This window comes from Campylobacter concisus (assembly GCF_003048985.1).
Classification (GTDB): Bacteria; Campylobacterota; Campylobacteria; order Campylobacterales; family Campylobacteraceae; genus Campylobacter_A; species Campylobacter_A concisus_AY.
On record NZ_PIRS01000002.1, the window covers coordinates 24,006 to 40,519 of the forward strand.

Here is a 16,514-nt window from a genome sequence, read left to right on the forward strand (position 1 = left end):
CTTTAATCCTTAATGAAATGTCCTACAAATTTAGAGTAGTTATCTAAAATTTTGCCGCCTTTTCTATATCCAAGCGCGCACGCTTCATAAGCGTAAAATACCCCTGCTTGGTAGCTCTTGCCCCTCTCATCTTGGTTAAACTCGTAAAATTCTTGATAGATGGCTTTGTTTGAGTCGTATTCGCCATCACTGCTTGCTATTTGTGTGCCGTTTTCATCGTATATCGAGATGTTTGCTCCTTCTCTGCCAAATACCGGCTTTTTCACATATTTTTTGCCTTTTAGCGGCTCATTTGAGGTTTCAAGCAAGAGCGGGTGATTAGGATATAGATCCCAAAGGATTTTTAAGATCCCTTTGCTTTGGAAAAGCAGCGTGTAGGCTGGATTTATGATGATAGCTTTTTGGTTTTTGACGATGTTTGAGAGTATCAGAGCTAGCTCGCCCTCATCGATAGCTATACTCTCCCAAGGCACTAACTTGAACCAATACTCGAAATTTTCATCATTTTTAAAAATGCCCTCATTATCGTCAAAAACGACCTCATCAACGTAGGCAAAGTCTGTTTTAAAGCCAGCCTCTTTTGCGATGTATTGCAGTAGTTTTACGGTCTGCTCGTCCTCGATACTGCCAGCGATGCTGCTAAAAAGTATCCCCCAGCCCTCGTAAAGCTCGTCAAAGTCCGCATCCTCATCGCCAAGCGTAATGAGGCGTTTGAAATTTTGCTTTAGCGACTCGTAAAGGTCGTTAAACTGGGCTGCCTCGTCCATGTGATTTAGCTTTAGCATCGCCCACTGGATGATCGCCGTCTCAAAAACTGCCGTTGGCGTATCGGCGTTAAACTCAATGAGCTTTATAGGCTTGCCATCAAGCCCTCCGGCTAGATCAAATCTGCCGTAAAGATGCCAATGAACGTCATTTTCCCAGCTATTTTTTATGATATCAACAAGGTTAAATGGTATGCCTATCTCGTGAAAAAGGTTGTTGTCGATCACGTGCTGAGCAGCATTTACATACATATCATATAGCTCGTTTGCCGCCTCATAGTAGGCATTTGCCTCTTTTTCGCTTACCTGCACGATCTCATCTGCGATATACGAGCTGTTGTCGTTATCTGTATGCCATGCAAAACCGATCTTCTCCATAAATTCATTGTTTAATGGTTCTATCTTTTTTAAATTTATCATTTTTAGCCTCCAAAGCTTGATGAGCTAGAGCCTGACTTTGAGCCACCACCGAAAAATCCACTCTTACCGCCGCTGCTTCTGGCAGCAGAATTTGCCGCTTTTTGCTTGTTAAAGCTATCCACACTTCTTGTGTAGGCACTTGGATTTTTATATGTGCTTTGGCGATTTGCTTGGAAATTTTGGTTGCCAAAGAGCTTACTGCCTATCCAGCTACCAAGTATCGCGCCAGCTGCTGAGGCAAGTATGGTCTCGCCAAGGCTTAGCCCGCCGCTACTTAGCTGTGCATCGCTAGTTCTTGTCAAATTTGAAGTGTTGTTGTCGATCTTTGCGTTTGCTTGCGCTAGAAGCTTATCGATCTCGTCTTTACTTAGCACGCGCTCAGTGCCGTTTATATCTTTTAGCACGACCCTAGTTTCGGTGCTTGGGTACTCTTCTAAAATTTTATAAACGCCAGGCGCGCTCTCCTCGATGATGACGAAGGCGCCATTTTTTTGCGCAACTTCGTTTAGTGCGTTTTCATTACCGCCATCGTCGCTTCCACAACCAGCAAGTCCAGCCATGATAATGGCACCAAATCCTCCAACCGCAGCATAAGTTGCTATCTTTTTAATGTGTTTCATATCTCTCCTATCAACTCTTTTAAATTTTTATGTCTTCTAACAAGTATCACGCCGCGTTTAAATTTGATAAATTTGGAGTGATGTATCGCTTTTATTATCTTTTCACTGATCTTTTTTGTCGCTTTTGGCTTTAAATTTAACTCCTTTAGATATTCGCTTAAATTTATCCATTTTGACTCGTCCTCTATCTGCGCATCTATCGCCACTTCACTTGCGGCACTTTCGTTTTTAGGCGCTAAAAGTGGCCTTTGCATAGCATTTAGAAACTGCATGAGCTTCTCGTCTCTGTCCTTGTAAATTTGCAAAATTTCATTTTTGCGCTCGATGAGCATCTGCTCTTTTTCTTTAAAAAGCCTATCTTTATCGGCTTGCAAATTTAAATTTAAGCTCTTTAGCTCATTTAGCTCATTTAACAAATAGCTTACAAACTCGTCGTTTTGGGATTTAGTTTTTGTGCTTTTTGGGGCGGTTTTTGTGGATTTTTCGCTACTTGGCTCCTCATCAAGGATGACAAATTTTGTGCCATTTTCAATGACTGTTTTTAACGAGCCTCGGCGAATTCTATTATAGACTGCTTCTTTTGTTATGCCTAAAATTTCTGCAGCTTCATTTACAGCTAGCTTTTGCATCGGATTTCCGTTTAAAATAAAATAAAAAAATTGCTTTGATTATAAAAAAATAAGGCTAAAAGAAGAGTTAAACAAAGAGAGCAAAGCCCTCTTTGTCTTGGTTTTAGAGTCTTGACTCGTAGCGTCTAAGCATATAAAGACGTTTAAGCATTTTCTTGCGAGCTGCAATTTTTTGTTTCTTGCGGATCTCAGTCTTTGGCTCAAAGAAGCGTCTAGCTCTTGCTTCAGTAACGACTAAATTACGGTCAGTTTGTTTTTTAAACTTTCTGTAACCCTCGTCAAATGACTCGTTAGGATGTACCTTAATACCAGGCAACGTCCTCACCACCTTTCAGATTAAAATAAGCCGTGAGTATAGTTTAACTTTCATAAATTTAAGCTTTTAGGCAAAATTATTTAATGCACTTTTAATGCCCCAAAGCCTATAATCAACAAAATTTTAAAAAAGGTTTATTATGTCTAAAAATTTAAATTTTACCTATGCCAAGAGGCGTTACATTTTTTTTGCCTGTATCACGTTATTTGTATTTATTTTGCCATTTATCAGGATAAATGATGCGCAGCTATTTTTGCTGAGCTTTGATAAGAGCAGGGTTGATCTATTTTTTACAAAATTTGATATGCAAGAGCTATATTTGATGCCGTTTTTGTTTATCACTTTGTTTTTGACTATATTTTTCCTAACGACGCTTGCAGGGCGCGTATGGTGCGGCTGGAGCTGTCCGCAGACCATTTTTAGAGCGGTCTTTCGTGACCTTTTACAGACTAAAATTTTAAAGATCAGAAAAAATATCCAAAACAAACAAAATGAGCCACAAGGTCAAATTTTAAAAAGTGCATTAGCAGTTGGAATTTGGTGCGTTTTAGCCCTTATCATAGCTGCAAATTTCATGTGGTTTTTTGTGCCGCCATTTGATTTTTTTGCCTATATAAGCGAGCCAAGCGAACATAAAATTTTACTTGCATTTTGGCTTGGTATCGCTGCTTGGCTAGTCTATGACGTGGTCATTTTAAAAGAGAATTTCTGCGTCTATGTCTGCCCGTATGCGAGGGTGCAGTCAGTTATGTTTGATAGCGACACGATACAAGTTATCTACAATCAAAAACGAGGCGGCGTCATATATGAGGGCCGGGAGAAATTTAAAAAGCCAAAAGAAGATGGCGCGCTTTGTACTGGTTGCGAGGCCTGCGTGAGGATATGTCCGACGCACATAGATATAAGAAAAGGTATGCAGCTTGAGTGCATAAACTGCCTTGAATGTAGCGATGCGTGCGCTAAAGTGATGGGGCACTTTAACGAGAGCTCGCTCATCGAGTGGAGAAGTATAAATTCTCAAAATGAAAATAAAAAGGTGAAAATTTTTAGATTTAGAACGGTTGCCTATCTTGTCATTTTATGCGTTGTCTTAGTAGCTGCTGTGCTGATGAGTGGTAAAAAAGAGAGCATGCTTTTAAATATAAATAGAACTAGTGAGCTTTACAAGGTTTTAGATCAAGGTGAAGTTGAAAATTCTTATGTATTTTTAGTGCAAAATACCCAAAATAAAGAGCATACATTTTTCTTTGAGATAGATGATAAAAGTATAGAAATTTCGCGTCCAAATAGGCCTTTTACGCTAAAAGCTGGTGCAAAACAAAAGGTCATCGTCACACTAAAATCAAAAAATGAAAACACGAGCGAAAAAGATCTTTTAAAACATATAAATATAAGAGCTTACGCCACTGACGAGCCAACTATCAGCGTGCAAAGAGCCAGCACCTTTATCTATCCTAAAAGATGATAAAATGGCAAAAATTTAGTGGGAAGTAAAATGGCGATCTCAGAAAAAGGAAAAAAACGATACGAACTCATCGTAAAAACAGCGCTTGATCTATTTTTAAAAAATGGCTACGAAAAGACAAGCCTTAGCGATATCGTCGCAATTAGCGGCGGCTCGCTTGCTAGCATTTACACATTTTTTGAGAATAAAGAGGGGCTTTTTAAGGCGATCATCGAGCAAGAGATAGATAGCTTTATAAGCGAGATCGATGAGAGGATAGATCTTAAAATTTCTCATAGCTTGGAGGAGTTTTTAACCAAATTTGCAACTATCATCTTTTCTATCGTCTGCACCAAAAAAAGTGTCTTGCTTAGCAGGACTATGATAAGCGAGAGCTCTAAAAATGGTGGCAAGCTTGCTAGGGTATTTTTGGATCAAATTTTAAATAGGATCGACCTTGTGCTTATAAATTTCTTTGAAAGAGATGAGATAAAATCCCAGCTTAATCCAAAATTTCCAGCCAAATTTGCAGCAAAATGCTTTATAGAAAATGTAAAGGGGTCACATTACTACAATGCCCTCATATTAGACGAGGAGCCAAAACTAAGTAAAAAAGAACGCGAAGAGCACGTTGCTTTGTGTGTTGAGCTATTTTTAAATGGGATTGTTAAAAGATAAAATTGACTTTTAATTTATTTTTGGTTATATTCATGGCATTTAAAATTTGTAATTAAGATTACAAAACTAAACTTGGGATTAAAATTTAAAATTAAGAGAGGTTTTTATGTTGAAATTTAAGAGTTTTCTTGTGCTCTCAGCTGCCGTTTTTTTATTTTCTGGCTGCTTTGAAAGTGGCGACAAAAAGGCTGCTGCAGGCCGTCAAATGCCACCATCTCACGTTGATATTTTCGTTGCACAAAAAGCAGATGTGCCTATTAGCTTTGACTACACGGCCACAGTTACTAGTAACCAAGATGTCATCATCTATCCAAAAGTTAGTGGCACGATCATAAAGCAGTTTTTTAAGCCAGGTGATAAGGTAAAGGCTGGAGATAAGCTATTTCTCATAGATCCAGAAAAATATCAAGCCAGCTTTGACTCGCTTGATGCAGCTGTTGGCGTTGCAAATGCAAATTTAAAAAATGCCGAAACTGAGTTTAAAAGAATTTCTACCCTTTATAAGAAAAACGCAGTCTCTCAAAAAGACTACGACGCAGCCGTTGCAGCTTATGACATCGCAAATGCAACTTTAGTAAGCGCAAAAGCAAATTTAAAAAATGCCAAGATCGATCTTGGCTATACAACTATCACAGCTCCATTTGGCGGCGTTGTTGGCGATAATAAAGTAGATGTTGGCTCACTTGTAACAGCAAGCCAAACCCAGCTTGTAAGACTAACAAAGATAAACCCGATCGAGGCTGACTTTTACATCGCAGACGTGGATAATCTAAGTAGAAAAGCAAATTTAGATAGTGGCGCTTGGCAGCAACTAAATAGCGAGGCTATCTTAAATTTAAACAATGAAAATTTCACTGGCAAAGTGACATTTATAGATAACGTCGTAAATACCGCAACTGGCAGCGTTTTGGCAAAGGCTAGCTTTGATAACAGCGATGGCAAAATTTTGCCAGGTGCGTTTGGTCATATAAAGATGAGCGGATTTGTGCAAAAAAGTGCCTTTAATATCCCGCAAGTTGCCCTTCAACAAAGCGCTACAAACACTTATGTTTTAGTAGTAAAAGATGGCAAAGTAAGCCAAAAAAATGTAAAAACTAGCTACCAAACAAAAGATATGGTCGTAGTGACTGATGGCCTTGAAGAGGGCGATAAGATAATAGTTAATAACTTCCTTAAAATCGGAGTTGGCGCACCAGTTGAAACTGATAAAGACTTAAGCGCAAATTTCTTAAACAAAGACGCAAACGCTACAAAAAGCAAGTAAAGGCAGATAGATGTTTTCAAAATTTTTCATAAATCGCCCGATATTTGCGACTGTTATATCTATCATCATAGTTATAGCAGGTCTTATGGGTATCAAAGGGCTTCCAATAGAGGAGTATCCAAGTCTTACTCCGCCTGAAGTATCAGTAAGTGCGTCATATAGCGGTGCTGATGCGCAGACTATCGCTGACTCAGTCGCAAGTGCGATCGAAGATCAGATAAATGGTGTCGAAAATATGCTTTATATGAAAAGTACATCAAGCTCTGCTGGTACAATGAATATAAGCGTATATTTTAAGATCGGCTCATCGTCAAAACAAGCTACGATAGATGTAAATAACCGCGTCCAAGCTGCCCTTTCAAGGCTACCTCAAGAGGTGCAAAATATGGGTGTAACGGTGCGCGAAAGAAGTGGCTCGATCCTTCAAGTAGTTGGCTTTTCAAACCCAAATATGAACCTAGTTGAGCTATATAACTATGTAAATTTAAACATCGCCGACGAGATCAAAAGAGTAAATGGTATCGGCGATACAGCGCTCATTGGCAGCAAAGAGTACTCAATGAGAATTTGGCTAAAGCCAGATAGACTATCTCAGTTTAAACTAACTCCAAGCGACGTCATCTCTCAAGTAAAAATTCAAAACTCACAATACGCCGCTGGTAAGATCGGCGAGCAACCATCAAAGGGTGAAAATCCTTATGTTTACTCGGTCGTTTCTGAAGGTCGTTTTAAAGATCCAAAGCAGTTTGGTGAAATTTTGATAAAAAGCGAAGATGGCACAGTTGTTAAGCTAAAAGAGGTCGCCACAGTCGAGCTTGGAGCTGCTAGCTACGCATCAGATGCTATGCTAAATGGCAAGCCAGCAGTGCCACTTTTGCTATTTTTGCAAAACGACGCAAACGCTCTAGCAACGGCTGAAGCGGTCAAAGCAAAGCTTGAAGAGCTAAAGAAAACCTACCCAGTTGGCCTAGAGCACACGATAGCTTACAATCCAACTGAATTTATCACCGTCTCAATAGACGAAGTCATAAAAACTTTTATCGAGGCGATGGTGCTAGTTCTTATCGTAATGTACTTCTTCTTAAAGAGCTTTAGAGCTACCATCATACCAATGCTCGCCGTGCCAGTCTCTATCATAGGCACATTTGGCGGGCTTTATGTGATGGGCTTTAGTATAAATTTGATCACACTTTTTGCCCTGATCCTAGCCATCGGTATCGTCGTGGATGACGCGATCATCGTTATAGAAAACGTCGAGAGAATTTTGCACGAAGATAAAGAGATAAGCGTAAAAGACGCGACATTTAAGGCGATGGAGGAGGTGCAAACTCCGGTTATCTCTATCGTGCTCGTGCTTTGCGCGGTTTTCGTGCCAGTTTCATTTATGGAGGGCTTTGTCGGCGTTATACAAAAGCAGTTTGCACTAACGCTTGTCGTTGCTGTTTGTATCTCAGGCTTTGTCGCTCTTACGCTTACGCCGGCACTTTGTGCGGTTATGCTTAAAAAGCAAGAGAACAAACCATTTTGGATAGTTCAGAAATTTAACGACTTCTTTGACTTTAGCACTAGGCTCTTTACAGCTGGCGTGGCAAAAATTTTAAAACACGTCATTATCAGCTTTATAGTCATTGGCATAATGGGATTTGCTACGTATGGCCTATTTCAAAAGGTGCCAAAAGGACTTGTGCCTTCAGAGGATAAGGGCGCTTTGATGGTTATCACCTCACTTCCACCTTCAACAAATATGCTAAAGACTAAAGAAGAGGTAAAATCTATTAGTAACGCCATTTTAAGCAATCCAAATGTCGAATTTACCATGGGTTTTGCAGGATATGATATGCTCGCTAGCTCACTTAGAGAAAACTCAGCCATTAGCTTTATCAAGCTAAAAGACTGGAGCGAGAGAAAAGGTGCAACGGACGGCGCAGATGCTTTGGTAGGTCAGTTTAATGGCATGCTTTGGGGCTCTAAAAACTCAATGACCTTCGTCGTAAATGTGCCACCTATCATGGGTCTATCAATGACTGGCGGCTTTGAGATGTATCTACAAAACAAAAGTGGCAAAAGCTACAACGAGATAGAAGCAGACGCTAGAAAGGTAACTGCAGCAGCAAACGCAAGACCCGAGCTAACTGGTGTAAGAACGACTCTTGAGACAAACTACCGTCAGTTTAAAATAACTGTTGATAAAGAGAAAGCAAAGCTATTTGGCGTAAGCGAGAGTGAAATTTTTAGCACGATAGCGGCTACTTTTGGCTCTTACTACATAAATGACTTCAACCTTGCTGGTAAATCTTACCGCGTATATGCAAGGGCGAGCGATAACTTTAGAAACAACCCTGAGGATCTAAGAAAGATTTTCGTCCGCTCAAATGAGGGTGGCATGGTGCCATTAAATTCAGTAGCGACGCTTACAAGATCGATCGGACCTGATATCGTTGATAGATTTAACCTCTTTCCAGCGGCTAAAATCATGGGCGATCCAAAACCTGGCTACACATCAGGTGATGCGATAAGGGCGATCCAAGAGGTCGTAAATGACACACTAAACAGCGAGGACTACGCTATAAGTTGGGCTGGAACTGCGTATCAAGAGGTAAATTCTCAAGGAACAGGCACGGTTGCCTTTATCTTTGGTATGGTCTTTGTCTTTTTGATCCTTGCTGCTCAGTACGAAAGATGGCTTATCCCACTTGCAGTCATCACTGCTGTGCCGTTTGCGGTATTTGGCTCGTTGCTAGCTGTTTGGATAAGAGGGCTAACAAACGACATCTACTTTGAGATAGGGCTCTTACTACTCATCGGTCTAGCGGCGAAAAACGCCATCTTGATCGTAGAATTTGCTATGCAAGAGCGCGAGAGCGGAAAGAGCATATTTGAATCAGCTGTAAATGCGGCAAAACTTCGCTTTAGACCTATCGTTATGACATCTATCGCATTTACCTTAGGTGTTTTTCCAATGGTTATAAGCACAGGCGCTGGCGCTGCATCTCGCCACTCACTAGGAACTGGCGTGGTTGGCGGCATGATCGCTTCTACTACGATAGCGATATTTTTCGTGCCTATGTTTTACTATTTGCTTGAAACTTTAAATGAAAAATACTGGAAAAAGGGGGCAAAAAAAGATGAGAAATAAGGCGTTTATACTTATAACAGCGGCGTTTTTGGCTGGTTGCTCGTTTCGCCCAGATATGCCAAGCGTGGATACAAATTTCACCTCAACATACACTTTCGAGACAAGCGATATAAGAGATCTTTGGTGGAAAGAATTTCGCGATGAATATTTAAATTCTCTAGTCGAAAGCGCGCTTGAGAAAAATACAAATTTACGCATTGCATATTTAAATTTACAAAAAGCAAAGGCAAGTCTTGGCATTGCTGAAGCTGATTTGCTACCGGGGGTAAATTTAAACGCAGGTGCCACAAGAACTAGAAATAGTGCCGAGACTGCCACACACATGCCTCAAACTACTTCAAAAAGCTATGAGATAAATTTAGGTCTTAACTACGAGATAGATCTCTGGGGCAGAGTAAGAAATAGCGTGCTTGCAGCTAATGAAAATTTAAATGCGAGCAAATTTGACTACGATAGCGCTAGACTAAGCCTTAGCTCAAGTGTGGCAAAAAGCTACTTTGCTCTAGTATCGCTAAATATGCAAGAAGCGGTGCTAAAAGAGACTCTAAAAACCTACGAAGATACGTTAGCACTTCGCAAAACGCAGCTTGATCTTGGTGGCATAAATGAGATGACCTATCTGCAAAGTAAGGCTGAAGTAGAAAGGGCAAAAACAAGCCTAACTTCAGTGCTAAACTCAAAGTCGCAAGCGCTTACTTCGCTAGCCATCCTAACTGGCAAGAGCAATGATGAAATTTTAAAAGGAGCCGTTGCTAGTGCGCAAAATTTACCAAGCTCACCTGAGATAAAGGCTGGCATCAGCTCAGATGTTTTGCTTAGAAGAAGTGACGTGGCAAAGGCGCTAGCAGATCTAAAAGCTACAAATGCCCTTGTTGGCGTAGCGCGCGCTCAATATTTCCCAACGCTATCCCTTACAGGTCTTTTTGGCTTTGCAAGCGACGAGTTTGATAGAATTTTTATGGGTAGCGCAAGCGTTTGGAGCTTAGGAGCAAATTTAACACAGAAAATTTTTGATTTTGGCAGGACAAAAAACAATGTCCGTGTTGCTGAGACAAACGAGCAAATCGCAGCTATCACTTACGAAGCGACTGTTAGATCGGCCCTTGGCGAGGTCAGAGATGCCCTTATCTCAAGGCAAAATGCAAAACTCTCTTTGGATCAGGTAAAAAATTTGCTACAATCGCAGCAAAAAATTTATTCACTTGCTAAAGATCAGTATAATGCTGGCTATATCGGTCACTTAGAGCTTCTTGATGCGGAGAGAAATTTGCTTCAAGCAAAGCTTCAAGATGTCTCTGCAAAGCTTGATGAGGTAGATAGCGCGGTCGAAGTTTATAGAGCACTTGGCGGCGGATTTAAGGTAGATAAATAAACTCAAAAAGGAGAAAAGTTGATGACTAAGATTTTAAATTTCTTATTTTCTTGGGGATTTTTTGTTTTTGCTATCGCTCTTGGCGTGGCATTATGGTTTGCGATAAATTACGTGGATACTATTAGGCTTGAGTCAAGCTTTTATGATATCGGCGAGATATTTATGATGGCAGCTGTCTTTGGTATCGTTTTTTACCTTATCGCAGCGATATTTGTTATACCTATTAGGGCTATGACAAAAAAGGCCTAAAACCTCTTTTCATCTAAGAATTAAATTTCTTAGATGACCCCTCAAAAATATCTTATAAATTTCTTTTTACTTATTTAAATTTTTAGAAGTAGAAAGGGCGAAGATCGCCCCTTGAAGTATAAAATTTGATTATTTTGCGCTTTTGCAGCCGCATGTGCAGCCTAAAATCCTATAAATGATAGCTCCTATGATCGCTCCAACGATAGGCGCAACCCAGAAAAGCCAAAGCTGCTCTAGTGCCCAAGTACCTTGAAATATCGCAACGCCAGTTGAGCGAGCTGGATTAACCGATGTGTTTGTGATAGGTATCGAGATAAGGTGGATCAGCGTCAAACCAAGGCCAATAGCGATCGGTGCAAAGCCTTTTGGAGCACGCTCATCAGTCGCACCAAGGATGATGATAAGGAAAAACGCAGTTAGAACTATCTCTGCAACAAGTGCTGAGACTAGACTGTAGCCATTTGGTGAGTGCTCTCCGTATCCATTACTAGCAAAACCGCTTGCAGTAGCGTCAAATCCAGCTTTGCCTGAAGCGATAAGATATAACACAGCAGCAGATGCGATCGCTCCGATAACTTGTGCGATGACGTAAGGCACGAAGTCTTTTTTATCAAATCTTCCGCCAACTAATAGGCCAACTGAGACAGCAGGGTTGAAGTGTCCGCCACTGATGTGACCAACTGCGTAAGCCATCGTAAGAACTGTAAGACCAAAAGCAAATGCAACACCTACAAATCCAATGCCAAGCTCTGGAAAAGCTGCTGCAAATATCGCACTACCGCAACCTCCAAAAACTAACCAAAATGTGCCAAAAAACTCGGCTAAATATCTCTTCATTTTCTCCCTTTTAGGTAAATTAAAAGGGGCGATTTTAGCAAAAACGTGTGACATTACAAAAATATTCTAAAAATAAATTTTAAAATATATATCTTTTTATAAAAGCAATCAAAGTTTGTTTTTATGTTTTTATTTTATGTCCAGCATATTAATAATTTTACTTTATAATAATCAATCCTTAAGAAAAAGAATTAATATTAAGAGTAAAATAGGCTTTTTTAAGCGAAATTTCGCAAATGGCGTATCTGACAAATATTGATAAAGAATTTCAATATTTTTTACTATCAAAATGAGCCAAATATTGAAAAACTAAAGCATTTTTTTAAACTTGCTTTTAACTTTTTTGTTATAATATCCCATCAAAAATAAAAGGGATATTTTTTATCCGAATTAAGGTTTTAAATTTGAGAGTATATTTAGACAATAACGCCACAACGATGGTTGATCCAGAGGCTTTTGAGCTTATGAAGCCATTTTTTTGTGAAAAGTACGGCAACCCAAACTCACTTCACAAATTTGGCTCAGAGACCCACCCAGCACTAAGAACAGCACTTGATCAGCTCTACGCCGGACTAAATGCAAAAGATAGTGATGACATCGTCGTTACATCATGCGCGACCGAGAGCAACAACTGGGTCATAAAAGGCATCTACTTTGACAAAATAGCAACTGGCGAGAAAAAGCGTATCGTAACAACCGCAGTCGAGCATCCAGCCATTTTGGCAACTTGTAAATTCCTAGAAAAATATGGCGTGGATCTTACGGTCTTAGACGTAAATAGCGATGGCATCGTCACTCCAGACCAGCTAAGAGCCGTCATGGACGAAAATGTCGCGCTTGTTGCCATAATGAGCGCAAACAACGAAACTGGCATGATCTTTCCTATAAAAGAGCTTGCCAAAGTTGCTCACGAATACGGCGCTTTATTTCACACTGACGCCGTGCAAGCAGTCGGCAAGATAAAGATAGATGTTCAAGACTTAGACGTTGATTTTCTAAGCTTTTCAGCACATAAATTTCACGGACCAAAGGGCGTTGGAGCATTATTTATAAAAAATAGCATGCCACTAAGCAGCTTGCTTCACGGCGGCGAGCACATGGGCGGACGCAGAAGTGGAACACTTGATGTACCGGGCATCGTTGGCATGGGTAAGGCTCTTGAACTGGCAAATAAATTTATGGATTACGAGCATTCGCACGTTCGTCGTTTGCGTGACAAACTTGAAGACGCGCTACTACAAATTCCTGACGTTAGCGTAGTTGGCAAAAAAGATCAGCGCGTGCCAAACACCATCCTAGCTTCTATCAAAGGTGTCGAGGGCGAGGCGATGCTTTGGGATCTAAATAGAGCTGGCATAGCGGCCTCTACTGGCTCTGCCTGTGCGAGCGAAACGCTTGAGAGCAACCCTATCATGGAGGCGATCGGAGCTGACAAAGAGCTAGCCCACACCGCGCTTAGACTCTCTCTTTCAAGGTTTAACACAGAAGAAGAGATCGACTATGCGATCGAGCAGATAACAAAGGCCGTAAATAGACTAAGAGGCATATCAAGCACATTTGCATACGCCCCAGAGTGGCATAAGAGTGGATTATAAAATTTAAAGGAAAAACATGGCAAAAAATAACTTAATCGGCGGCTCTATCTGGGATGAATACTCAAAGGTAGTGCAAGATAGGATGAACAATCCTAAATTCATGGGCGAATTAACCGAAGAGGACGCCAAAAAAGCAAACGCAAAACTTATCATCGCTGACTTTGGCGCAGAGAGCTGCGGTGATGCGGTCAGGCTCTACTGGCTCGTTGATGAGAAAACTGACAAGATAATAGACGCTAAATTTAAAAGCTTTGGCTGTGGAACGGCGATAGCTAGCTCCGATACAATGGCTGAGCTTTGCATCGGCAAAACAGTCGATGAGGCGGTCAAGATAACAAATTTAGATGTTGAAAGAGCTATGCGTGACAACCCAGACACACCAGCTGTGCCACCTCAAAAGATGCACTGCTCGGTTATGGCGTATGACGTTATCAAGGCAGCTGCTGCAAGCTACAAGGGCATAGACCCAGAGCACTTTGAAGATGAGATCATCGTTTGCGAGTGCGCTAGAGTGAGCCTTGGCACGATCAAAGAGGTGATAAGGCTAAACGACCTTCACACAGTTGAGGAGATCACGCAATACACCAAAGCAGGCGCATTTTGCAAATCATGCGTTAGACCTGGCGGACACGAGAAAAAAGACTACTACCTTGTTGATATCTTGCGCGATACTAGGGCTGAGATGGAGCAAGAGAGGCTTGAAGCTCAGGCCAACGCTCAAGCAAACAACACCCTAAGCGACGTTAGCTTTGAGAGCATGACGATGGTTGGTCAGCTAAAAGCGATCGAATCGATCATCGATAAAGAGATCCGCCCTATGCTTATGATGGACGGCGGAAATTTAGAGATCATAGACATCAGAAACGATAACGGCGAAAATATCGACGTTTATATCCGCTATCTTGGCGCTTGCTCAGGCTGTTCAAGCGGCTCGACTGGCACGCTTTATGCGATAGAAAATGTCTTACAAGAGAGCCTAAGCCCAAAAATCAGGGTTATGCCTATATAAATTTATCGAACGGCTTCTTTTGGAGCTGTTCGCCCCCCCCTGCTAAATTAAATTTACCGCCTAGACAATTTAAATTTACTCTTTTAAAAATTTCAAAATTTCGCTTCTAGTCTGCGTCAAATCGCCCACAAATTTCTTCTCAAACTGCGATCGGTTAAAGGTTCGCTGACGTTTAGCAAGCTGGGCTGTGTGCGTGGCGATGAGCGTTTCAAGCTCACTTTTTGAAATTTCACCCTCCAAAAACTGCTTGCACTCTTTTAGACCTATCGATTTTAGGGGTTTTGGCTCACTTTTATACTTGTTAAATAAAAACTTCGCCTCATCTATCAAGCCCTCATCTAGCATATTTTTCGTTCGCTTTGCGATGCGAGCTCTAAGCTCCTCTTTATCCCACAAAATTTCAAATATCGCAAGCTCTTTTATGACGCTCTCTTTGGTATTTTGCTTTAGCCAGATGCTTGGGATTTGGCCGCTAAATTTATAAATTTGATACCATTTTTCGAGGCGATAAGAGTCGTTTTGGCTAAATTTACTTGCAAACTCAGGGTCATTTTGTAAAGCTAGCTCGTAAATTTCTTCGTTGCTTAAATTTAGCTCGCATTTTGGCACGTCTGGCGCAAGACCGCTAAGCATCGCCTTTAGATAAAAGCCGCTTCCCCCCGTGATGATGAGCAGGCAGCCTTGTGAGCGCGCAAATTCCTTTGCATTTTTATAAATTTCAAAAAACGCCCCAACGCTAAATTCCTCATCAGGGTAAATTTCATCCACCCCAAAGTGCCTCACAGCCCCCAGCTGCCAGGGCTTTGGCTTTGCGCTGGCGATATCTATCTCTTTATAAAGTGCTAGCGAGTCAAGGCTTAAAATGACGCCACCAAATTCCTTTGCTAGCTCAAAGGCTAGATCGCTCTTGCCGCTTGCCGTGGTGCCAATTAGTGCTAGCTCGCCAAACAAGCTTAGCCCTCGTAAAATGAGCTAAATAGCAAAATTTCATCGCTTTGCTCGTTACTTTTGCCCTCTTTTATAAGATCAGCCAAAACGCCCGCAAAGTGCGGTGCAAAGCTTAGTTCGTTTAGCCCGTATGCTTGGTTGTAGAGTAAATTTTGATATGTCTCGTCGCGTCCGATCGCTGGCTTGTCGTTTGAGCTAAGAAGGACGAAATTTGCCCTAAAGCTAGGCTCTTTTAGCTCGCTTATGCCAAGGTGTCTTTTTAGCTCGTTTAAAAATGCGTTGATCTTCTCTGTTTTAACGAGCGTATCGATCGCGCCCACTTGTAAATTTGTGATGATCGTGACGCCATTTTTCGTTGGATAAATTTTGGCAAACATATCATTTAAAATGATCGGTTTTTTAGGGATCTGACCCTCGCTTAGCACAAGATCGATCGTGTAAAATTTAGCCAAAATGGCGCTTAAATTTGACCCAAGCTTGCTTGAAAGCTCCAAATTTCTACTAGCCACGACAAAGCTATCGGCCTCGTATTCGCCAGCACTGCCAACAGCCTTTTGAACGGTTTGCCCCTGCGTTTTTAGCTCATAAATTTCATCGTTTATAAACTGCACTCCAAGCTCATTTAGTTCGCTAACAAGCGCCTTTTTTAGCTCTCCAGCGTCGATGCTAGCGTTTTTGCTTAAATTTAGCGCCCCTTTTATATTTTTATTTATCAGACCAAAATTTGCAAGCTCACTATCCACGCTTAAAATTTCTTGCTCGCTATCAGCGACCCTTGTCTCATCAAGCCTTTTTTTAAAGCTCTCGTCATCGCTAAAAACGAGATAAACGCCACTCTCATCAAATTTTATCTGCGGATATTTTTCGCTTAGCTCTCTTAAAATTTCAAAGCTCTTTTGTCCAAATTTTTTAAACAAAATTCTCATCTTTTTGTCGTGAGCCTTTGTTGATTTAAGCGTGAAATTCGCCATCCAAGCTCTAAAGTTTTCATTTAAGCAAAGCGCTATATCAAGCTCGCTTTTTTTACTAACCAGCCCCAAAAACGAGCTAGATATCGCTCCATCTCTTGCAAGTGCTGGGGTGTTAAATGGGGTTAAAATTCCGCTCTCAAACTCATCTTTTTGGCTACTAATAACTAAAATTTCTTCACCCTTTTTAGCTAGCTCAAGCGCCGTAAATAACGCACTAAAACCATCTCCGATAATCGCTATTTTACTCATCATAACCCTTCAT

Annotated in this window: 15 protein-coding genes; 8 read left to right on the plus strand and 7 right to left on the minus strand. The window is 41.0% G+C overall.

Features of this window, described 5'->3' with window-relative positions:
- Positions 1 to 2 precede the first annotated feature (2 nt).
- The 4 genes from CVS91_RS01485 to rpsU all read right to left on the minus strand — a co-directional run bounded on the left by CVS91_RS01485 (position 3) and on the right by rpsU (position 2,749).
- Entirely contained in the window at positions 3 to 1,184 is a 1,182-nt protein-coding gene (locus CVS91_RS01485; RefSeq protein ID WP_107829818.1) for a glutathionylspermidine synthase family protein, read from the minus strand.
- A 2-nt stretch (positions 1,185 to 1,186) separates the two neighbouring features.
- Positions 1,187 to 1,804 (minus strand): UPF0323 family lipoprotein, encoded by a 618-nt coding sequence (locus tag CVS91_RS01490; protein WP_103607312.1) that lies wholly within the window; start codon positions 1,802 to 1,804, stop codon positions 1,187 to 1,189.
- Positions 1,801 to 2,433 (minus strand): DNA-binding protein, encoded by a 633-nt coding sequence (locus CVS91_RS01495; protein WP_107829819.1) that lies wholly within the window; start codon positions 2,431 to 2,433, stop codon positions 1,801 to 1,803. The genes CVS91_RS01490 and CVS91_RS01495 overlap by 4 nt, the downstream gene beginning before the upstream one ends.
- 103 nt (positions 2,434 to 2,536) lie before the next feature.
- Positions 2,537 to 2,749: a 30S ribosomal protein S21 gene (gene rpsU / locus CVS91_RS01500; protein WP_009294994.1), complete on the minus strand. Its 213-nt coding sequence runs from the start codon at positions 2,747 to 2,749 to the stop codon at positions 2,537 to 2,539.
- 139 nt (positions 2,750 to 2,888) lie between these two features.
- Between rpsU and ccoG the strand changes: the two genes are divergently transcribed.
- From ccoG to CVS91_RS01530, 6 genes are all read left to right on the plus strand, one after another.
- Complete coding sequence (gene ccoG, locus CVS91_RS01505; protein WP_107829822.1) at positions 2,889 to 4,214, plus strand: cytochrome c oxidase accessory protein CcoG; 1,326 nt, start codon at positions 2,889 to 2,891, stop codon at positions 4,212 to 4,214.
- 30 nt (positions 4,215 to 4,244) lie between these two features.
- Positions 4,245 to 4,871 (plus strand): TetR/AcrR family transcriptional regulator, encoded by a 627-nt coding sequence (locus CVS91_RS01510; RefSeq protein WP_107829824.1) that lies wholly within the window; start codon positions 4,245 to 4,247, stop codon positions 4,869 to 4,871.
- A gap of 106 nt (positions 4,872 to 4,977) precedes the next feature.
- Positions 4,978 to 6,135, plus strand: a complete 1,158-nt coding sequence (locus CVS91_RS01515) for an efflux RND transporter periplasmic adaptor subunit (RefSeq protein ID WP_107829826.1) — start codon at positions 4,978 to 4,980, stop codon at positions 6,133 to 6,135.
- 10 nt (positions 6,136 to 6,145) lie between these two features.
- The gene (locus CVS91_RS01520) at positions 6,146 to 9,271 is read left to right on the plus strand and encodes an efflux RND transporter permease subunit (protein WP_107829828.1); all 3,126 of its coding nucleotides are present in this window, start codon (positions 6,146 to 6,148) and stop codon (positions 9,269 to 9,271) included.
- A complete protein-coding gene (locus CVS91_RS01525) occupies positions 9,261 to 10,643 on the plus strand; it encodes an efflux transporter outer membrane subunit (RefSeq protein WP_107829830.1) in 1,383 nt (460 codons plus the stop codon). Before CVS91_RS01520 ends, CVS91_RS01525 begins: the two co-directional genes overlap by 11 nt.
- A gap of 21 nt (positions 10,644 to 10,664) precedes the next feature.
- Positions 10,665 to 10,892 (plus strand): hypothetical protein, encoded by a 228-nt coding sequence (locus CVS91_RS01530; RefSeq protein WP_004318043.1) that lies wholly within the window; start codon positions 10,665 to 10,667, stop codon positions 10,890 to 10,892.
- Between the two features lie 129 nt (positions 10,893 to 11,021).
- Here the strand turns inward: CVS91_RS01530 and aqpZ are convergent, their stop codons facing one another.
- Complete coding sequence (gene aqpZ / locus CVS91_RS01535; RefSeq protein WP_107829832.1) at positions 11,022 to 11,729, minus strand: aquaporin Z; 708 nt, start codon at positions 11,727 to 11,729, stop codon at positions 11,022 to 11,024.
- Between the two features lie 404 nt (positions 11,730 to 12,133).
- Between aqpZ and CVS91_RS01540 the strand changes: the two genes are divergently transcribed.
- Both CVS91_RS01540 and CVS91_RS01545 read left to right on the plus strand, forming a co-directional pair.
- Entirely contained in the window at positions 12,134 to 13,324 is a 1,191-nt protein-coding gene (locus CVS91_RS01540; RefSeq protein WP_107829834.1) for a NifS family cysteine desulfurase, read from the plus strand.
- A 16-nt stretch (positions 13,325 to 13,340) separates the two neighbouring features.
- Positions 13,341 to 14,333 (plus strand): iron-sulfur cluster assembly scaffold protein NifU, encoded by a 993-nt coding sequence (locus CVS91_RS01545; RefSeq protein WP_004318029.1) that lies wholly within the window; start codon positions 13,341 to 13,343, stop codon positions 14,331 to 14,333.
- A 75-nt stretch (positions 14,334 to 14,408) separates the two neighbouring features.
- Here the strand turns inward: CVS91_RS01545 and miaA are convergent, their stop codons facing one another.
- Together miaA and CVS91_RS01555 are read right to left on the minus strand one after the other, a co-directional pair.
- Entirely contained in the window at positions 14,409 to 15,284 is an 876-nt protein-coding gene (miaA, locus tag CVS91_RS01550; protein ID WP_107829837.1) for a tRNA (adenosine(37)-N6)-dimethylallyltransferase MiaA, read from the minus strand.
- Between the two features lie 2 nt (positions 15,285 to 15,286).
- A complete protein-coding gene (locus CVS91_RS01555; protein ID WP_107829838.1) occupies positions 15,287 to 16,501 on the minus strand; it encodes an NAD(P)/FAD-dependent oxidoreductase in 1,215 nt (404 codons plus the stop codon).
- Positions 16,502 to 16,514 lie beyond the last annotated feature (13 nt).